Origin of the sequence: Mycobacterium sp., assembly GCF_049683935.1 — a bacterium.
Taxonomy (GTDB): domain Bacteria; phylum Actinomycetota; class Actinomycetes; order Mycobacteriales; family Mycobacteriaceae; genus Mycobacterium.
The window spans coordinates 1-17,559 of the sequence record NZ_JBAUJR010000155.1 but is presented as its reverse complement, the minus strand read 5'-3'; the positions used below and the strand labels follow the sequence as shown (position 1 = coordinate 17,559).

14 protein-coding genes and 1 tRNA gene are annotated in these 17,559 nt (G+C 65.7%); 7 read left to right on the top strand and 8 right to left on the bottom strand.

Annotated elements, in window-relative coordinates; translation table 11 throughout:
- Positions 1-247 precede the first annotated feature (247 nt).
- Entirely contained in the window at positions 248-910 is a 663-nt protein-coding gene (locus WA965_RS09145) for a DUF4352 domain-containing protein (protein WP_526293982.1), read from the top strand.
- 25 nt (positions 911-935) lie between these two features.
- On the opposite strand, the gene WA965_RS09140 is transcribed toward WA965_RS09145, so the two are convergent.
- Positions 936-1,012, bottom strand: a tRNA-Leu gene (locus WA965_RS09140).
- 70 nt (positions 1,013-1,082) lie between these two features.
- On the opposite strand from WA965_RS09140, the gene WA965_RS09135 reads away from it, so the two are divergent.
- Positions 1,083-1,685, top strand: a complete 603-nt coding sequence (locus WA965_RS09135; RefSeq protein WP_526293981.1) for a two-component system response regulator PdtaR — start codon at positions 1,083-1,085, stop codon at positions 1,683-1,685.
- Positions 1,686-1,858: 173 nt separating this feature from the next.
- Positions 1,859-3,199: an ABC transporter substrate-binding protein gene (locus WA965_RS09130; protein WP_526293980.1), complete on the top strand. Its 1,341-nt coding sequence runs from the start codon at positions 1,859-1,861 to the stop codon at positions 3,197-3,199.
- Positions 3,200-3,257: 58 nt separating this feature from the next.
- Here WA965_RS09130 and WA965_RS09125 read toward each other — a convergent pair whose 3' ends face one another.
- Genes WA965_RS09125 through WA965_RS09110 form a run of 4 tightly spaced genes read right to left on the bottom strand, consistent with a single transcriptional unit; the run spans position 3,258 to position 7,250 of the window.
- A complete protein-coding gene (locus WA965_RS09125; protein WP_526293979.1) occupies positions 3,258-4,070 on the bottom strand; it encodes an ABC transporter ATP-binding protein in 813 nt (270 codons plus the stop codon).
- Complete coding sequence (locus tag WA965_RS09120; RefSeq protein ID WP_526293978.1) at positions 4,067-5,023, bottom strand: ABC transporter ATP-binding protein; 957 nt, start codon at positions 5,021-5,023, stop codon at positions 4,067-4,069. Before WA965_RS09120 ends, WA965_RS09125 begins: the two co-directional genes overlap by 4 nt.
- Positions 5,013-6,005, bottom strand: coding sequence for a branched-chain amino acid ABC transporter permease (locus tag WA965_RS09115; protein ID WP_526293977.1), 993 nt, complete (start codon positions 6,003-6,005; stop codon positions 5,013-5,015). The genes WA965_RS09120 and WA965_RS09115 overlap by 11 nt, the downstream gene beginning before the upstream one ends.
- Positions 6,006-6,008: 3 nt before the next feature.
- A complete protein-coding gene (locus WA965_RS09110) occupies positions 6,009-7,250 on the bottom strand; it encodes a branched-chain amino acid ABC transporter permease (protein WP_526293985.1) in 1,242 nt (413 codons plus the stop codon).
- A gap of 483 nt (positions 7,251-7,733) precedes the next feature.
- Between WA965_RS09110 and WA965_RS09105 the strand changes: the two genes are divergently transcribed.
- Entirely contained in the window at positions 7,734-8,951 is a 1,218-nt protein-coding gene (locus tag WA965_RS09105) for a branched-chain amino acid ABC transporter substrate-binding protein (protein ID WP_526293976.1), read from the top strand.
- A 3-nt stretch (positions 8,952-8,954) separates the two neighbouring features.
- On the opposite strand, the gene WA965_RS09100 is transcribed toward WA965_RS09105, so the two are convergent.
- Together WA965_RS09100 and WA965_RS09095 are read right to left on the bottom strand one after the other, a co-directional pair.
- Positions 8,955-10,163 (bottom strand): lipid-transfer protein, encoded by a 1,209-nt coding sequence (locus WA965_RS09100; RefSeq protein ID WP_526293975.1) that lies wholly within the window; start codon positions 10,161-10,163, stop codon positions 8,955-8,957.
- On the bottom strand, positions 10,160-10,594 hold the full coding sequence (locus WA965_RS09095) for an OB-fold domain-containing protein (protein ID WP_178359267.1): 435 nt from the start codon (positions 10,592-10,594) through the stop codon (positions 10,160-10,162). Before WA965_RS09095 ends, WA965_RS09100 begins: the two co-directional genes overlap by 4 nt.
- 175 nt (positions 10,595-10,769) lie before the next feature.
- Between WA965_RS09095 and polA the strand changes: the two genes are divergently transcribed.
- Positions 10,770-13,430: a DNA polymerase I gene (polA, locus tag WA965_RS09090; RefSeq protein WP_526293984.1), complete on the top strand. Its 2,661-nt coding sequence runs from the start codon at positions 10,770-10,772 to the stop codon at positions 13,428-13,430.
- A gap of 24 nt (positions 13,431-13,454) precedes the next feature.
- Here the strand turns inward: polA and WA965_RS09085 are convergent, their stop codons facing one another.
- Positions 13,455-14,633, bottom strand: a complete 1,179-nt coding sequence (locus WA965_RS09085) for a PrsW family intramembrane metalloprotease (protein ID WP_526293974.1) — start codon at positions 14,631-14,633, stop codon at positions 13,455-13,457.
- Positions 14,634-14,786: 153 nt separating this feature from the next.
- Between WA965_RS09085 and rpsA the strand changes: the two genes are divergently transcribed.
- On the top strand, positions 14,787-16,229 hold the full coding sequence (gene rpsA, locus WA965_RS09080; protein WP_526293973.1) for a 30S ribosomal protein S1: 1,443 nt from the start codon (positions 14,787-14,789) through the stop codon (positions 16,227-16,229).
- A 79-nt stretch (positions 16,230-16,308) separates the two neighbouring features.
- On the top strand, positions 16,309-17,526 hold the full coding sequence (gene coaE / locus WA965_RS09075; RefSeq protein ID WP_526293972.1) for a dephospho-CoA kinase: 1,218 nt from the start codon (positions 16,309-16,311) through the stop codon (positions 17,524-17,526).
- The last annotated feature ends 33 nt before the right edge of the window (positions 17,527-17,559 follow it).

The following is a 17,559-nucleotide window of genomic DNA, read 5'->3' as shown; positions in this document are numbered from 1 at the left end:
GGCCGGGGTGGCGACGGTGGCGATGGCGGGACACCGGGCGGCCGAGGCGGTTCAAGTGGTGCCGGCACCAGTGATTCGGGCAGCTCCGGTGAGTCCGGCTCGTCGTCCGGCTCCTCGGGCTCCTCGGACTCCTCCGACTGATAGAGGTACAAAAGGGCCACCGGGCGACCGGTGGCCCTTTTGGTCCCGAAAGTTACTCGGGCTTGGGCGCTCCGGAATGGCTACCCTCCGTGCATGGGGAAATTCTGTGACTGAGCCCGGCTGGTATCCCGATCCGTCCGGCGCTCCGGGGCAGCGCTACTTCGACGGCTCACAATGGACCGACCGAGCGGCGGCACACGAGTCGCCCAAGAAGTCGAACAAGCGCTGGATCATTCTCGGCGGCGTGCTCGCCGTCCTGGTGTTCTTCGGCGGCTGCGGCGCAATTCTGATCGCGGACGACACCAAGGAGGACGAGGATTCACAGCGCCCGGCGGCAACCGTCCAGGCAGACCCGACCGTTGCCCCCGCAGGGTCCGCTGCCCGGGACGGGGACTTCCAGTTCGAGATCCTGAAGATCGGTCAGACAAAGACTCTGCAGGACATGACCGACGACCCGAATGTGACCATGACAGCGGACGGCCTGTACGTCGTGGTCACCGTGGTCGTGACGAACATCGGGGACGAATCAGCGGCGTTCTCCGGCCAGGATCAGTTGATCGTCGACACCGACGGCCGTGAATTCGGCGTCGACTCCGAGGCCGAGACCTATGTCAACTCTGGATACGACTACACGAGCCCGCTCAGGCCGGGCGACTCGATCGAGGTCGATCTGCCCTTCGACGTCCCTCCCGACGGCAAGGTCGACAGGATGGAGCTACACGGACCGGCGTCCTCGGGCGGAGTCTTGCTTGAATTGCCGTGGAGTTGACCGACGCAAAGAGCCGAAGTGTTTGTGGTGCCCTCGGTGAGATTCGAACTCACACTGGACGGGTTTTGAATCCGTTTCCTCTGCCAGTTGGGATACGAGGGCGCGCGGCCTCCCACCATAGAGGATGGCCCCGCGGTCGCTCATCCGGCCTGGGACCGCCACAATGTGTCCCATGACCGGGTCAACGACAGATGTCGTCAAGCCACACCGCGTGCTCATCGCCGAGGACGAGGCGCTCATCCGGATGGACTTGGCCGAGATGCTGCGCGAAGAGGGTTACGAGATCGTCGGTGAGGCCGGTGACGGGCAGGAGGCTGTGGACCTGGCCGTGACGCTCAAACCCGATCTGGTGATCATGGACGTCAAGATGCCGCGACGGGACGGTATCGATGCCGCCTCCGAGATCGCCGCCAAGCGGATCGCTCCGATCGTCATCCTCACCGCGTTCAGCCAGCGCGAGCTCGTGGAGCGTGCCCGCGACGCCGGGGCGATGGCCTACCTGGTCAAGCCCTTCAACATCAACGACCTGATCCCCGCGATCGAGGTGGCGGTCAGCCGGTTCAGCGAGATCGCCGAGCTGGAGAAGGAGGTCGCGACGCTGTCCGACCGTCTGGAGACCCGCAAGTTGGTCGAGCGCGCCAAGGGGCTGCTGCAGGCCAAGCAGGGGATGACCGAACCGGAGGCGTTCAAGTGGATCCAGCGCGCCGCGATGGATCGCCGGACCACGATGAAACGAGTCGCCGAGGTCGTGATGGAGACGCTGGACCCCGAGTAGTCGCCGAATGCGGCCCGTCTTCGCTACACGCAGGTTAATTTGTTTTCCGTGAGGTCACATATTGGTCACGAGCCCTTTCCCGGGGCTCGCGCCCATCCGGCAGCCGTTACGGTCGGTCTGCGCCACCGCGGCGTTGGCCGCCCAAACGGTATCGACACATCAGGAGCCTTTTGATGAAGCATCGGACCCTTACCCGCGCCGTCGCCGCCGTGGGTATTGCCTCGCTAGCTCTGACCGCCTGCTCGAGCTCGAGTGACTCGGGCGAGGAGACCGCTGCGGGCGAAGAGACCACAACGACCGAAGAATCCGCCGAGGTGGTCAGCACGGACTGCGAACCCGCCCAGGCGACCCCGGGTGCCACGCCGGTCACCACGCCGCTCAAGATCGGCACCCTGCTGCCGGAGACCGGAACCCTGGCATTCCTCGGACCGCCCGAGGTGGCGGGTGTGCAGGTCGCCGTCAACGAGGTCAACGAGGCCGGTGGCGTACTCGACCAACCGGTCCAGGTGATCACCGGAGACTCGGGCGACACCACCACCGACACCGCCAACGTCACCGTCGACCGCCAGCTCTCCGATGGCGTCAGCGCGATCATCGGTGCGGCGTCGTCGGCGGTGTCGCTGAAGGTGATCGACAAGATCTCCAGCGCCGGTGTCGTGCAGTTCTCGCCGGCGAACACATCCGACCAGTTCGTGTGCTACCCCGACAAGGGCATGTACTTCCGCACCGCGCCTACCGATGTGCTTCAGGCACAGGCGCTTTCGCAGCTGATCACGCAGGACGGCGCGCAGCGTGTGGTGATCATGGCGCTCAACGATCCGTACGGCACGGGTCTGGCCGCCAACACGGTCGAGGATCTCGAAGCAGCGGGGATCCCGTCGGATCAGATCACGCAGATCGTCTACGACCCCAATGCGCAGTCCTTCAACGCCGAGGTCGACCAGGCCAAGGAGTTCAATCCGGACGCGGTCGCGGTCATCGGCTTCGAGGAGAGCGCCAAGATCCTGAGCCGGATGCACGAGGTCGGAATCGGGCCGTCGGACGGAATGCTGGTGTACGGCACCGACGGCAACATGGGCAATGCGCTCGGCGAGGGCGTCGCGCCCGGATTGCTGGCGGGGATGAAGGGCACGACCCCGCTCACCGAGATCGGTCCCGACTTCGAGAACCGGCTTAAGGCAGTCGATCCCGCGCTGATCGACTTCAACTACGCGGGTGAGTCCTACGACGCGGTGGTCATCACAGCGCTCGCCGCTGAGCAGGCGCAGTCCACGGCCGGCGTCGACATCGCCGCCAACATCATCGGCGTGACGCGGGACGGCACCAAGTGCACGACGTTCGCCGACTGCCGGGACCGGATCCGTGCGGGCGAGGACATCGACTACGACGGGGTGACCGGCGAATTGGCATTCGGCCCGGCGGGCGAACCGTCCGTCGGCTCGTACGGGAGCCTCGAGTTCGGTCCTGACAATGTGCTGCAGACCAACGACTACATCATCGTCAACGAGGCCTGACCCAGCTGAGCAGCACCGGCGCCGCTCGCCACCTTCGGGTGCGGGCGGCGTGGGTGTTTCAGCGCTGGCGGTTGCCCGCCAACGTGCCCAGGTAGAGCTCGATCACCTTGGGGTCGGTCATCAGGTTGCTGCCCTTATCGGTGTAGGCATTGGTGCCCTGATCCAAAACGTAACCGCGGTCGCAGATCTGCAGGCAACGCCGCGCGTTCTGTTCCACCATGATGATCGAGACCCCTGCGGCGTTGATCTGCTTGCAGCGGATGAACACCTCGTCTTGGAACATGGGTGACAAACCTGCCGAAGGCTCGTCCAGCAGCAGTACCGACGGTTCCATCATCAACGCCCGGCCTATCGCGACCATCTGGCGCTCGCCTCCGGATAATGCGCCTGCCTTGACCTTGCGCCGCTGTCCCAGCAGGGGGAAGAGCTCGCTGACGACCTCGAACCGTTCGACGAACTTCGACCTGCGCAGGTAGATGCCCATCTCCATGTTCTCCTCGATCGTCAAGGAGGGAAACACGTTCCGGTTCTGCGGCACGTAGCCGAGACCTTTGGTCACCAACACATGTGCGGGCGCCGAGGTGACGTTCTCATCGCGCAGCGACACCGAGCCTGACCGCACCGGGATGAGCCCGAACAGCGCCTTGAGCAGTGTGGACTTGCCGGCGCCGTTGGGACCGATGATGCCGACGATCTCACCGTCGCGCAGGTAGAAGTCGCAGCCGCGCAGAATGTCGACCTCAGGCAGATAGCCGGCGATCAAGCGGTCGGCCCTCAGCAGCGCACCTTCTGCCAGCCGCGCATGCTCCTCGGGGGTGGCTGCCCGTTCGGCGGGTGTCAACTCGGCCGGTTCGTCTGAGGCTGTGCTCATCGCTTCTCGCCGTCATCGTCGATTTCCTGCAGGACAGCCTGTTCGAGCTGCTGTGCGAGTTCCGCCGTCGCCCCGACCGGGTTGCCGTTCTCGTCGAACTCCAGTGTCTGATCGTGGTGACTGCCCAGGTATGCGTCCACCACCGCGGTGTTGTCGGCGAGGGCATCGGGAGGGGATTCGGCGATGATCGAGCCTTGGGCCATCACCACCACCCAGTCGCTGATATCGCGGATCACGTCCATGTCGTGTTCGACGAAGATGACCGTCATCCCCTCCTCGCGCAGGGACTTCACGTGCTCGAGCAGGCTCTGCGTCAGTACCGGGTTGACCCCGGCCATGGGTTCGTCGAGCATCACCACCTTGGGGTTGCTCATCAGCGCCCGCGCCATCTCCAGCAGCTTTCGCTGTCCACCGGACAACGAGCCGGCCATGTCCTCGGCCTTCGTGTCCAGCTTGAACCGGTGCAGCATCTCGTGGGCCCGTTCCGTGATTCGGGCTTCCTGGCCTCGCCAGGTCATCGGCAGTAGTGCGGACAGCATCCGCTCGCCGGTCTGGTGCCGCGCACCGAGCCGGACGTTGTCGAGGACCGACATCCGCGCCAGGGCCTTGGTGAGTTGGAAGGTACGCACCACTCCGCGACGCGCCACCTGGTGGGGGTGCAACCTGCCCAGGTTCTCACCCTCGATCTTCCAGCTGCCGGTATCGGGCCGATCGAAGCCGGTGAGCAGGTTGAACAGCGTCGTCTTACCCGCGCCGTTCGGGCCGATCAGTCCGGTGATGGCGCCGCGTTGCACCTCCAGGTGCGCGACATCAACGGCCTTCAGGCCGCCGAAAGATCGGGACACTCCGTCGACGACGAGGATCGGATCCGGCTTGGAAGACCCCGGGAGCGATGGTGTGGCGGCAAACAGGGCGGCTCGGTCGGCGGCGGACAGGGGAGACTTATCGACCATCGAACTGCAACTCCCGTTTTCGGCCCATCAGTCCCTGTGGTCGGAAAACCATCAACAACGCGATCAGGATGCCCAGCAGGATGAATCGCGTGGCCCCGACCTGCGCATCGGTCAGTGGCAGTAGCGGGTCGGGCCCCGCGATCGCCTGGCGCAGGATGGCATCCGGCACCGCCAGAAGGAACCAGAACAGCATCGCCCCCACCACCGGGCCGAACACGGTGGCAGCACCACCGAGAAGTAGCGCCCCGAAAGCGTAGAAGGTCTGGGCGGTGGAGTAGAAGTCCGGATGGATAGATTTGGTCTGCAGGGCGTTGAACACGCCGCCCATGCCCCCGATCACGCCGCCGAGAACCAGCGCCTGCAGCTTGTAGACGAACACGTTCTTTCCGAGGGCACGCGCGGCGTCCTCGTCCTCGCGGATCGCTCGCAGCACCCGGCCCCACGGACTGTGGGCGAGAAGGTAGACGAAGAAACACAGAATGAGCACCAGCGTCCAGCCGACAACCATCGCCCAGACGTCGTCGCCGACGAAGTTGACCCCCAGGATCGAGTACTGCTTGCTGGAGTCGAATGGGCTGAATCGGGTGAACGGGTCGGCGAATCCGTACAGACCGTTGGTTGATCCGGTCACCGGGTCCGATGCCGTCGACCGGAAGATCAGTCGCAGCACTTCCGCGGCGGCGATGGTGGCGATCGCCAGGTAATCGGCTCGTAGACGCAGGGTCGGAATTCCCAGCACCACCGCCAAGGCCCCGGCCGCGAGCAGCCCGACGATGATGCCGACCCAGAGGGGCTGCTGGTAGGTGACGGTCATGATGCCCACCCCGTACCCGCCGAGCAGGGCGAACCCGATCTGCCCGAAGTTCAGCAGTCCGGTGTAGCCGAAGTGCAGGTTCAGGCCGATGGCCAGCAGCGCATAGAAGATCGCTGATGGCCCGATGAGCTGTGCGAACGATGCCTGCAGAGCAGAGACGAGATCCACGACTCACCCGATCCTTTCCCTGGAACCGAGGATGCCCTGGGGGCGCACGACGAGGATGAGGATGAGGATGAGCAGGCCACCGACGTATTTGAGGTCCGGGTTGATCACGAGAGTGGACAACTGCACCAGCATGCCGACGATGATGCAGCCGAGTAGCGCGCCGTAGGCGGTGCCGAGTCCGCCCAGGGTGATGCCGGCGAACATCAGCAACAGCAACTTGAACCCCATCTCCCATTGGGCGCGTCCACCGAGTTCCGAGAGGGCGAGCAGGATCCCGCCGAGCGCGGCCAGTCCACCGCCCAGACACCACACGAACGTGATCACCCGCTCGACGTTGATCCCGGAGGCGGCAGCCAGGTCCTTGTTGTCCGACACCGCCCGCATCGCCTTGCCGATGGGAGTCTTCTGCAACATCACCGCGACGGCGAGCAAGACGACGACGCTGATCGCGATGGTGAGCAGGTTGGTATCGGTGATCGCAACCGGGCCCCATTGACGCTGTGCGCTGACGGTGGAGTCGGCGAACGCCTGGGTCCGGTCGGAGAACAGAGCCAGGATGAGATACCGAAGGCTGATCGCCAATCCGATGGAGACGACCAGCTGCGGGATGAGTCCCACGCGCCGGCGCCTCAACGGATGCCAGATGCCTGCGTTGTTCAGCCAGCCGATCGCGATTCCGGCGACGATGCCGAGCACCGCAGCGCCAACCAGCGGAATGCCGAAGGTCACGTTGAACATCCACGTGAACACCGCGCCGAGGGTGACCAGTTCACCGTGGGCGAAGTTGGTGAGCCCGGTGGTCCCGAAGATCAGGCTGAGCCCGACAGCGGCGACGGCGATGACCAGACCGAACCGGAGGCCGTCGATCGCGAGTCGGATGACGCGCTCGTAGAGCGGCGTCTCCATCGAGGTGCGGACCTCACCGAAAATGAACACCACGGCATTGGTGCGGCCCGCGATCACGTCACGGGTCACCGCGCTCTGCACGCTCACCCCCTCGGGCAGGCTCTCGGTGTCGATTTCGAAGGTGTAGGTGCCCACAGGAAGCTCGACGCTCCACCGCCCGGTGTCGTCGGACGTCGCGGTGTCGGCTTCCTCGCCGGACTCGTCGATGATCCGCACGATCGCTCCGGCTACCGGCTCGCCTGCGTTGACGAGGCGGCCGGCGACCGGTGCCGTTTCGGTGTCCTGGGCCGCCGCGACCCCCGCGCCCAGGAATGCGGCCAACACGACGAAGGCGACCATGAGCAGGCCCCGAGAGGCGATCCGAGCGCATCGGCCCACTACGCCAACCTCTCCTTCGCTGCGAAATTCGCTCGATTCATTTCGGGCGACTGTATAGCGTCCGTGCGCATGTGGCCGGGTTCTGGATGACCGGCGCGTATCGATTGTGTTTCCGGCTCCACGAGACTTGGCGGGATATAGATGACAGATGTCACTGCTGCCACTGTCGAGTGCATTCGGGCAGCGAGATGCTGAAGCCATGACGCTACTGATGGTCTTTGGGGCGCTGCTCGTGCTGTTGGCGATCGCGGCGTTGACGGGCAGGGTCCCCGATACCCACCGTGAGATCAGCCAACACGGCGACTTCGACTTCTGAAGACGACGGGTCCGTCCGAACGGCTTGCCGCCATCGGTCGCTGAACTGCACGCGCCAGGGTGCTGCGTTGCTATCTTCTACGCGGAGCCACGGCCGATGCCGTGTGATCCCGAATCGGAGGAGAACAATTGCGCTGTCGGGGGGGTCTGGGCACGCTTGCGCTCGGTTCGGCAATGCTGATGGCATTCGGAATTGCCGGGTGTGGCGGGGGATCGTCTTCGAAGCCGGGGGAGTCGTCGGGTGCCCTCGAGTTCGCGGCGAAGGTTCAGATCGATCGTGACGGAGCCCCGGTCGAGGTGGTCGACGACGGACAGCCCGCGAACCCGGCGGGCGACGGGAGCAGCGTCTGTCCGCCGGTGTCGATCGCCATGGCAGGTGCGCTCAACGGGCCCGAGGCCGCCCTCGGCGTCGACGTCCAGAACGGCATTCAACTGGCCGTCGACCAGCACAACGACGCGAATCCTGCCTGCCAAGTGCAGCTGAAGCCCTTCGACACCGAGGGGGATCCGGACAGGATCCGGGAACTGGCCGCTCAGATCGTCGACGACGCGTACACCGTCGGGGTGGTGGGCCCGGTGTCCTCGGCCGAGACGCAGGCTGCCGGTGAGGTTTTCGACAGAGCCGGTCTGATCGCCGCGACGCCGTCGGCGACCGATCCGGCGTTGGCTCGGAATGGTTGGCGGACCTTCTTCCGCGGGGTGGCCAGTGACGGGGTGCAGGGGCCGGCAGTCGCCCGCTACATGTCCGAGACCCTCGGGTACCGGAATGTCTGCGTGGTCGACGACAGCTCCGATTACGGTCTCGGGCTTGCCACCTCGGTACGCGAAACCCTGGGGGCGGTGGCTGATCCGGCATGCAACATCGCGGTCAGGTCGGACGCGACGGACTTCTCCGGGATCGTCACTCAAATCAATGCTGCTGCACCGGATTCGGTCTTCTTCGCCGGTTACTCCCCGGTGGCCGCCGCGTTGGTCAGACAGCTTCGCGAGGGCGGCTTCGGCGGCGCGTTCGTCGGCTCGGACGGCGCCAAGAACGAATCCTTTGTCGAGCAAGCGGAATCGGCCGCGAGCGGGGCGTTGCTGTCCTGTCCGTGCAGTCCTGCCACACCCGATTTCGTCGACGAGTACAGCAGCGTGTTCGCTCAGCCGCCGGGCGCGTACAGCGTCGAGGCCTACGACCTGGCGACGATTCTGCTCAAGGGAATCGATTCCGGAGCGCTCACGCGGCCGGCGTTGTTGGAGTACGTGGCCAACTACGACGGGCAGGGGATCGCCCGCCGATACCGGTGGGACGGCGACGGCGAACTGGAGAACCCGCTGATCTGGCTCTACGAAGTGGTCGAGTAGGCGTTACCGCGCGACGATCACCGAGGAGCCGTGGCCGAACAGGCCCTGGTTGGCCGTGATGCCCACCGTGGCACCTTCGACTTGCCGGCCGGTCGCCTGACCCTTCAACTGCCAGGTGAGTTCGCACACCTGCGCGATGGCCTGTGCCGGGATGGCTTCGCCGAAGCTCGCCAGTCCACCGGAGGCATTGACCGGGATCCGGCCGCCGATCGTTGTCGCGCCGCTGCGTAACAACTGCTCGGCCTCGCCCCGGTTGCACAGACCGAGGTGCTCGTACCAGTCGAGTTCCAGGGCGGTGGACAGGTCGTAGACCTCGGCCAGGCTCAGATCCTCGGGGCCGAGGCCCGCCTCGGCGTAGGCGGCGTCGAGAATCTGGTCCTTGAAGACCCGCTCGGGCGCGGTCACGACCGCCGTCGAATCGGTGGCGATGTCGGGCAGTTCGGGGAGGTGCTGCGGATAGCGCGGCGTGACGGTGCTGATCGCGCGCACCGACGGCACCCCCTGCACCGAGCCGAGATGTTTCTCGGCGAACGACTTACTCGCCACAATCAGCGCGGCCGCGCCGTCGGACGTCGCGCAGATGTCGAGTAGTCGCAGTGGGTCGGAGACGACCGGGCTGGCCAGCACATCCTCGACGGTGGCTTCCTTGCGGTAGCGGGCATTCGGGTTGTCCAGACCGTGTCGCGCGTTTTTGACCTTCACCTGGGCAAAATCTTCGAGCGTGGCGCCGTAGAGGTCCATCCTGCGGCGCGCCAGCATGGCGAAGTACACCGTGTTGGTCGCGCCGATGAGGTGGAAGCGCTGCCAGTCGGGGTCGTTCTTGCGCTCGCCGCCGACCGGTGCGAAGAAGCCTTTGGGGGTGGTGTCGGCGCCGATGACGAGCGCGACGTCGCAGAAGCCGGCCAGGATCTGCGCGCGGGCACTCTGGAGTGCCTGCGATCCACTGGCGCAGGCCGCGTAACTCGAGCTGACCGGCACGCCGTTCCAGCCCAGTTTCTGGGCGAACGTCGCCCCGGCGACGAAGCCGGGATAGCCGTTGCGGATCGTGTCCGCGCCCGCAACCATCTGGATCTGGCGCCAGTCCAGTCCTGCCTCGGCCAGGGCGGCGCGCGCCGCGACGACGCCGTACTCGGTGAAATCGCGGCCCCACTTGCCCCAGGGATGCATTCCCGCCCCGAGGATGTAGACCGGTTCCGGAGTGCCAGCACTCATTTCGCAATCTCCCAGGCGTGGACGATCCGCTCGACACCGTCGTCGTCGACGTAGAGCGGCATGGTCGTCAGTTCCATCTCCATGCCGACCTTCAGGTCGGCGGCGAGGGTGCCTTCGACGACCTTGCCCAACACGATCAGCCCCTCGTCGGCGAGCTCGACGGCAGCCACGGCGAACGGTTCGAACGGATCCGGCGACGGATAGGGCGGAGGAGGTGCGTACCTGTTCTCCGTATAACTCCACAACCGGCCGCGGCGCGACAGTGGTACCTGCGCGAGCTCGTCACCGTCGCAGGCGGGGTTGGGGCAGTTGTCGGCACGCGGCGGGAACACGAACGTCCCGCACTGGTGACACTTGCCGCCGAGCAGATAGGGGGCACCGGATCCGTCGGTGGCGAACCAGCCGTCGACCGCGGGTGTGGAAGCTGACACGCGGTCAGCGTACCCAGTTCGCGGGCCAAACTGAAACGTGTTCCAGTCTGACTCAGTGGGCCAGGTCGAGAAGGATGTGTCGTTGCCGGTGCCTAGAGTGAAGGCCGTGAGCCCAGCCAAGACCGCATCGGATCCGACTGCCGCCGCGAAGGCTGCCGGCGACAAGCCCACCCTGATGCTCCTGGACGGCAACTCGTTGGCCTTCCGTGCGTTTTATGCGCTGCCCGCCGAGAACTTCAAGACACAGGGCGGCCTGACCACCAACGCGGTGTACGGGTTCACCGCGATGCTGATCAACCTCCTGCGCGACGAGCAGCCCAGCCACATCGCGGCAGCTTTCGACGTGTCCAGGCAGACGTTCCGGCTGGAGCGCTATCCCGAGTACAAGGCGGGCCGGTCCGCGACACCCGACGAATTCCGCGGGCAGATCGACATCACCAAGGAGGTGCTCGGCGCGCTGGGCATCACGGTGCTCGCCGAGGCCGGGTTCGAAGCCGACGATGTGATCGCCACCTTGGCCACCCAGGCCCGCGACGAGGGTTACCGGGTGTTGGTGGTCACCGGCGACCGTGACTCTCTTCAGCTGGTCAGCGACGACGTCACCGTGCTCTACCCGCGCAAGGGCGTCAGTGAGCTCACCCGATTCACCCCCGACGCCGTGGTGGAGAAGTACGGCCTGACCCCGGCGCAGTACCCGGACTTCGCCGCCCTGCGTGGTGACCCGAGCGACAACCTGCCGGGCATCCCCGGCGTGGGGGAGAAGACGGCGACCAAGTGGATCGTGGAATACGGCTCGCTGCAGGAGCTGGTCGACAACGTCGACAAGGTCAAGGGCAAGGTCGGTGATGCGCTGCGCGCGAACCTGTCCAGTGTCGTGCTCAACCGCGAGCTGACCGACCTCGTCAAAGACGTGCCGTTGGCCCAGACGCCCGACACGCTCCGGATGCAGCCGTGGGATCGAGACCAGATCCACCGCCTGTTCGACGATCTCGAGTTCCGGGTGCTACGAGACCGGCTCTTCGACACCCTGGCGTCGACCGACCCTGAGGTGGAAGACGGCTTCGACGTCCGCGGCGGAGCACTGGAAGCAGGAACACTGGCGGCGTGGCTGGCCGAGCGCAGCCAGGGACAGCGGTTCGGGCTCGCAGTGGTGGGCAACCACCTCGCCTTCGACAGTGACGCCACCGCGGTGGCCATCGTCGCCGCCGACGGCGACGGTCGCTACATCGACACCACGGGTCTGGATACCAACGATGAGGCCGCGCTGGCGTCGTGGTTGTCCGACCCGACAGCGCCGAAGGTGCTGCACGAGGCCAAGCTCGCGATGCACGACGTGCAGGGACGCGGCTGGACGCTGGCCGGGGTTACCTCGGACACGGCGCTGGCCGCCTACCTGGTGCGCCCGGGCCAGCGCAGCTTCGCCCTCGATGACCTGTCCCTGCGCTATCTGAAGCGCGAGCTCCGAGCCGATAACCCTGAGCAGCAACAGCTTTCACTGCTCGACGACGGTGACGGCGTCGACGACCAGGCGGTGCAGACGCTGCTGCTGCGGGCCGGCGCTGTCAAGGACCTCGCCGACGCGCTCGACGAGGAGCTGGCCCGGATCGATTCCTCTGCGCTTCTGGACAGTATGGAACTGCCCGTGCAGCGGGTGCTCGCGGAACTGGAGACAGCCGGCATCGCTGTGGATCTGGACACGCTCTCGGAGTTGCAGAGCGAGTTCGCCGGCCAGATTCGCGACGCCGCCGAGGCTGCGTACTCGGTGATCGGCAAGCAGATCAACCTCGGTTCCCCGAAACAACTCCAGGTGGTGCTGTTCGACGAACTGGAGATGCCGAAGACCAAGCGCACCAAAACCGGTTACACCACCGACGCGGACGCGCTGCAGTCGCTGTTCGACAAGACCGGGCATCCGTTCCTGCAGCATCTACTGGCCCATCGTGACGCCACCCGGTTGAAGGTGACCGTCGACGGGCTGCTCAACGCGGTGGCCTCCGACGGGCGCATTCACACCACGTTCAACCAGACGATCGCCGCCACAGGCCGGTTGTCCTCCACCGAGCCGAACCTGCAGAACATCCCGATCCGGACCGAGGCGGGACGGCGGATCCGGGACGCTTTTGTCGTCGGTGCGGGGTACTCGGAGCTGATGACGGCCGATTACAGCCAGATCGAGATGCGGATCATGGCGCACCTCTCTCAGGATGCGGGGCTCATCGAAGCGTTCAACACCGGCGAGGATCTGCACTCGTTCGTCGCCTCCCGCGCGTTCTCGGTGCCGATCGACGAGGTCACCGCCGAGTTGCGGCGTCGGGTCAAGGCGATGTCCTACGGCCTGGCGTACGGGCTGAGCGCCTATGGTTTGGCCGCGCAGCTCAAGATCTCCACCGAGGAGGCGAAGGTGCAGATGGACGCATACTTCGACCGGTTCGGCGGAGTGCGCGACTACTTGCGCGACGTGGTCGATCAGGCCCGTAAGGACGGCTACACCTCGACTGTCTTCGGCAGGCGGCGATACCTGCCCGAATTGGACAGCAGCAACCGCAACGTCCGCGAGGCAGCCGAACGAGCGGCGCTCAACGCACCGATCCAGGGCAGCGCCGCCGACATCATCAAGGTCGCGATGATCAACGTCGACCAGGCCATCAAAGATGCCGGGCTGGCGTCTCGCATGCTGCTGCAGGTGCACGACGAGTTGCTGTTCGAGGTCGCCGACGGGGAACGCGACACCCTCGACGCGCTGGTCCGAGAGCACATGGGCAACGCCTACCCGCTGAACGTGCCCCTGGAGGTGTCCGTCGGGTACGGCCGCAGCTGGGACTCGGCGGCGCACTGATTGATCGCGTGCGCGCGAACATGATCAGATTCCCGGCGCCCGGTATTCCGCCATCCGGGCAAGCGCGGGCGACGCGCTCCGCGCGGCGTACACCCCGTGGGTCTCTTCGCTCAACAGCGCCGCGACACGGTGGTCACCGAAACCGCGGTCGATGCGGTCGCGCACGAAGGCCAACTCCACCACCTGGTGCGCGAATGTCTTCACCGACTTCCCGGCGTGCGGACCCCCGAACCGTGTCGCCTCGGCCACGGCGAGCTTGCGTGTCCGGATCGACCCCAGCCAGGTCGCCTCGTTGGGGGTGATCACTCCCGCCGCGGCCATGCCGGGCAGCTTGGCGGTGACGACGCGCTGTTCCCGCCGTCGGCTCTGCACGGCCAACACGATCGCAAGCCCGAAGATCGGCATCATCCAGAACACGTACAGGCCGAAGTACGCCTCGACACCCAGCAGCGACGAGCCGTTCCACATGGCGTGCAGCACCACCGCGCCGGCATAGCCGAGGAGGATGCAACCGGCCCTGGCGAGAGCGCTGCGTTTGTGCAGCGCGTACCACACGCCGATGGCGAACAGTGTGGTGAACAGTGAGTGCGCGAACGGAGCCATGATGAGGCGCAACGCGGCGGTGAACAGAGAATCGGCCAGCGTTTCGCCGTTCGCGATGTAGAGGATGTCCTCCAGCCAGGCGAAGCCCGCCCCGACCAGTCCGGCGTAGACCAGGCAGTCGGTCAGTGAGTTCATCTCGTTGCGGCGGACGCCGGTCATCATCAGGAGCAGAAAGAGACCCTTGGCGGCCTCTTCGGTGAGCGGGGCCCCGACGACCAGCGTGAACGGGCTCACCCCGGTGGACTGCGTGGCATCCATGGCGGGGCTGAGCCAGGCATCGAGAAAAATCTGCAGCACAGCGGCGATGACGACGGCCGCCGACGTACCCCAGATGAAGGCGAAGACGAGCAGGCGTGGCGGTTCGGGTTCCCACCTGTCCAGCCACAGGTAGGCCAGTACGACGACCGTCATGGCGATGCTGGAGAGCACGAAGCCGATCGCGGTGCCGACCGGATTGAATGCGGTCAGCGCGATCACGATGAGCCCGGCGATGGTCCCGAGCGCGATGATCACCCCGAGTGGTGCTCCGACCTTGCGGACGCGGCGCACGAACGGCGCCTGGAGTTGATGGGGCGGTCCCTGGGCGCCGGCGTATGACACCTCAGCAGATTAGCGGCTGCCCGGGGGCGGGTTTGTCCTGCATGTACCCGGTCTAGTAATCTCAACGGGTACCTGTGTGCGCACCATTCGCGGGTACAAACCAAGAAACATCAACTGTCCCTACGAGCACACCTGTCCGGAGCAACCCACCACATGCCAAGTCCCTCCGTCACCTCGCCGCAAGTAGCCGTCAACGACATCGGCTCGGCTGAGGATTTTCTCGCTGCCATCGACAAGACCATCAAATACTTCAACGATGGCGACATCGTCGAAGGGACCATCGTCAAGGTCGACCGCGACGAAGTCCTGCTCGACATCGGTTACAAGACCGAAGGTGTCATTCCTTCCCGCGAGCTCTCCATCAAGCACGACGTCGACCCCAATGAGGTTGTGTCCGTCGGCGATGAGGTTGAAGCCCTGGTCCTCACCAAGGAGGACAAGGAAGGTCGCCTGATCCTGTCCAAGAAGCGCGCACAGTACGAGCGCGCCTGGGGCACCATCGAAGAGCTCAAGGAGAAGGACGAGGCCGTCAAGGGCACCGTCATCGAGGTCGTCAAGGGCGGCCTGATCCTCGACATCGGCCTGCGCGGCTTCCTGCCCGCTTCGCTGGTGGAGATGCGTCGTGTCCGTGATCTTCAGCCGTACATCGGCAAGGAGATCGAGGCCAAGATCATCGAGCTCGACAAGAACCGCAACAACGTGGTGCTCTCGCGCCGCGCCTGGCTGGAGCAGACGCAGAGCGAAGTTCGTAGTGAATTCTTGAACCAGCTGACCAAGGGCGCCATCCGCAAGGGTGTGGTGTCCTCGATCGTCAACTTCGGCGCGTTCGTCGATCTCGGCGGCGTCGACGGTCTGGTGCACGTCTCCGAGCTGTCCTGGAAGCACATCGACCATCCGTCCGAGGTCGTCCAGGTCGGCGACGAGGTCACCGTCGAGGTTCTCGACGTCGACATGGACCGCGAGCGGGTGTCGTTGTCGCTCAAGGCGACTCAGGAAGATCCGTGGCGCCACTTCGCGCGCACCCACGCGATCGGTCAGATCGTGCCGGGCAAGGTCACCAAGCTGGTTCCGTTCGGTGCGTTCGTCCGCGTCGAAGAGGGCATCGAGGGTCTGGTCCACATCTCCGAGCTCTCCGAGCGTCACGTCGAGGTCCCGGACCAGGTTGTCCAGGTCGGCGACGACGCGATGGTCAAGGTCATCGACATCGACCTGGAGCGGCGCCGTATCTCGTTGAGTCTCAAGCAGGCCAACGAGGACTACACCGACGAGTTCGAAGCGTGGAAGTACGGCATGGCCGACAGCTACGACGACGCGGGCAACTACATCTTCCCCGAGGGCTTCGACGCCGACACCAACGAGTGGCTCGAAGGCTTCGAGAAGCAGCGTGACGAGTGGGAGGCGCGGTACGCCGAGGCCGAGCGCCGCCACAAGATGCACACCGCGCAGATGGAGAAGTTCGCCGCTGCCGAGGCCGAGGAAGCTGCCAAGCCCGTCGCGAACGGTTCTTCGCGTTCCGAGGAGCCCAGTTCGGGCGGATCGCTGGCCAGCGACGCTCAGCTTGCCGCGCTGCGGGAGAAGCTCGCAGGCAACGCCTAGTTCGTAACGACCAACGGCCCCGGCTCACCAGAGCCGGGGCCGTTGTCGTCGGGCCTCCCGGCGCTGACAGACTGACCGGGTGCTGCGCATTGGGTTGACCGGAGGAATCGGAGCAGGCAAGTCCACGGTGTCCGCCACGTTCAGTGAGCTCGGGGGCATCGTCGTCGACGGGGACGTGATCGCCCGCGAGGTGGTCGAACCCGGCACCGAAGGTCTTGCCGGTCTGGTCGAGGCGTTCGGTGACGACATCCTGCTGCCCGACGGTGCTCTGAACCGGCCGGCTCTGGCCGCGATCGCCTTCAGCGACGACGAGAAACGGGCGACGCTGAACGGCATCGTGCATCCGCTTGTGGGACAGCGGCGTTCGGAGCTGATCGCGGCTGCGCACGACGAGGCGGTGATCATCGAGGACATCCCGCTGCTCGTCGAGTCGCAGATGGCCCCGATGTTCCCGTTGGTGGTGATCGTGCATGCCGACGAGGAGCTGCGTGTGCAGCGACTCATGGAGCACCGCGGCTTCAGCGAACAGGACGCACGCGCGCGCATCGCTGCGCAGGCCGGCGAAGAACAGCGCCGCGCGGTGGCCGATGTCTGGCTGGACAACTCCGGCAGCGCCGGGCAACTCGTGGAGAACGCTCGCGCGCTGTGGCACGAGCGCATCCAGCCGTTTGCGCACAACCTCCACACCGGTCGGCCGGCGCAGCGTGAGCCTCGCCTGGTGCCCTCGGATCCGCGGTGGCCTGGCGACGCGCAGCGAATTCTGGCGCGGCTGAGGACCGCCTGCGGGCACCGAGCCTCGCGGATCGATCACATCGGCTCCACCGCGATACCGGGGCTGGATGCCAAGGACGTGATCGACATCCAGGTCACCGTCGCCTCGCTCGAGGTTGCCGACGAGCTCGCCGACTCGATGTTCGGCGCGGGATACGTGAGCACCGCTATCGACCGCGACGTCGCCAAGCCGGACGGGCGCAGCACCGTGGGTGAATTCGACCACGTGGACGACGAATCGCTGTGGCGGAAGCGGTTGTACTGTTCGGCCGACCCTGGTCGCCCGACGAATGTCCATGTGCGAGTGGCAGGCTGGCCCGGACAGCAGTTCGGGTTGCTGTTCGTCGACTGGCTTACCGCCAACCCGGCTGTCCGGTCGGACTATCTGGAGCTGAAGAAACGGGTGGTCGCAGAGGGTCATGCCGACACCGGCGCGTACGCCGAGGCGAAAGAGCCGTGGTTTCTGGACGCGTACCGCCGAGCGTGGGAGTGGGCGGACGCGACCGGCTGGGCTCCTGGAGGCTAGGCCGGCGGCAGCGGCGCGTCGACCAGCGGGGCC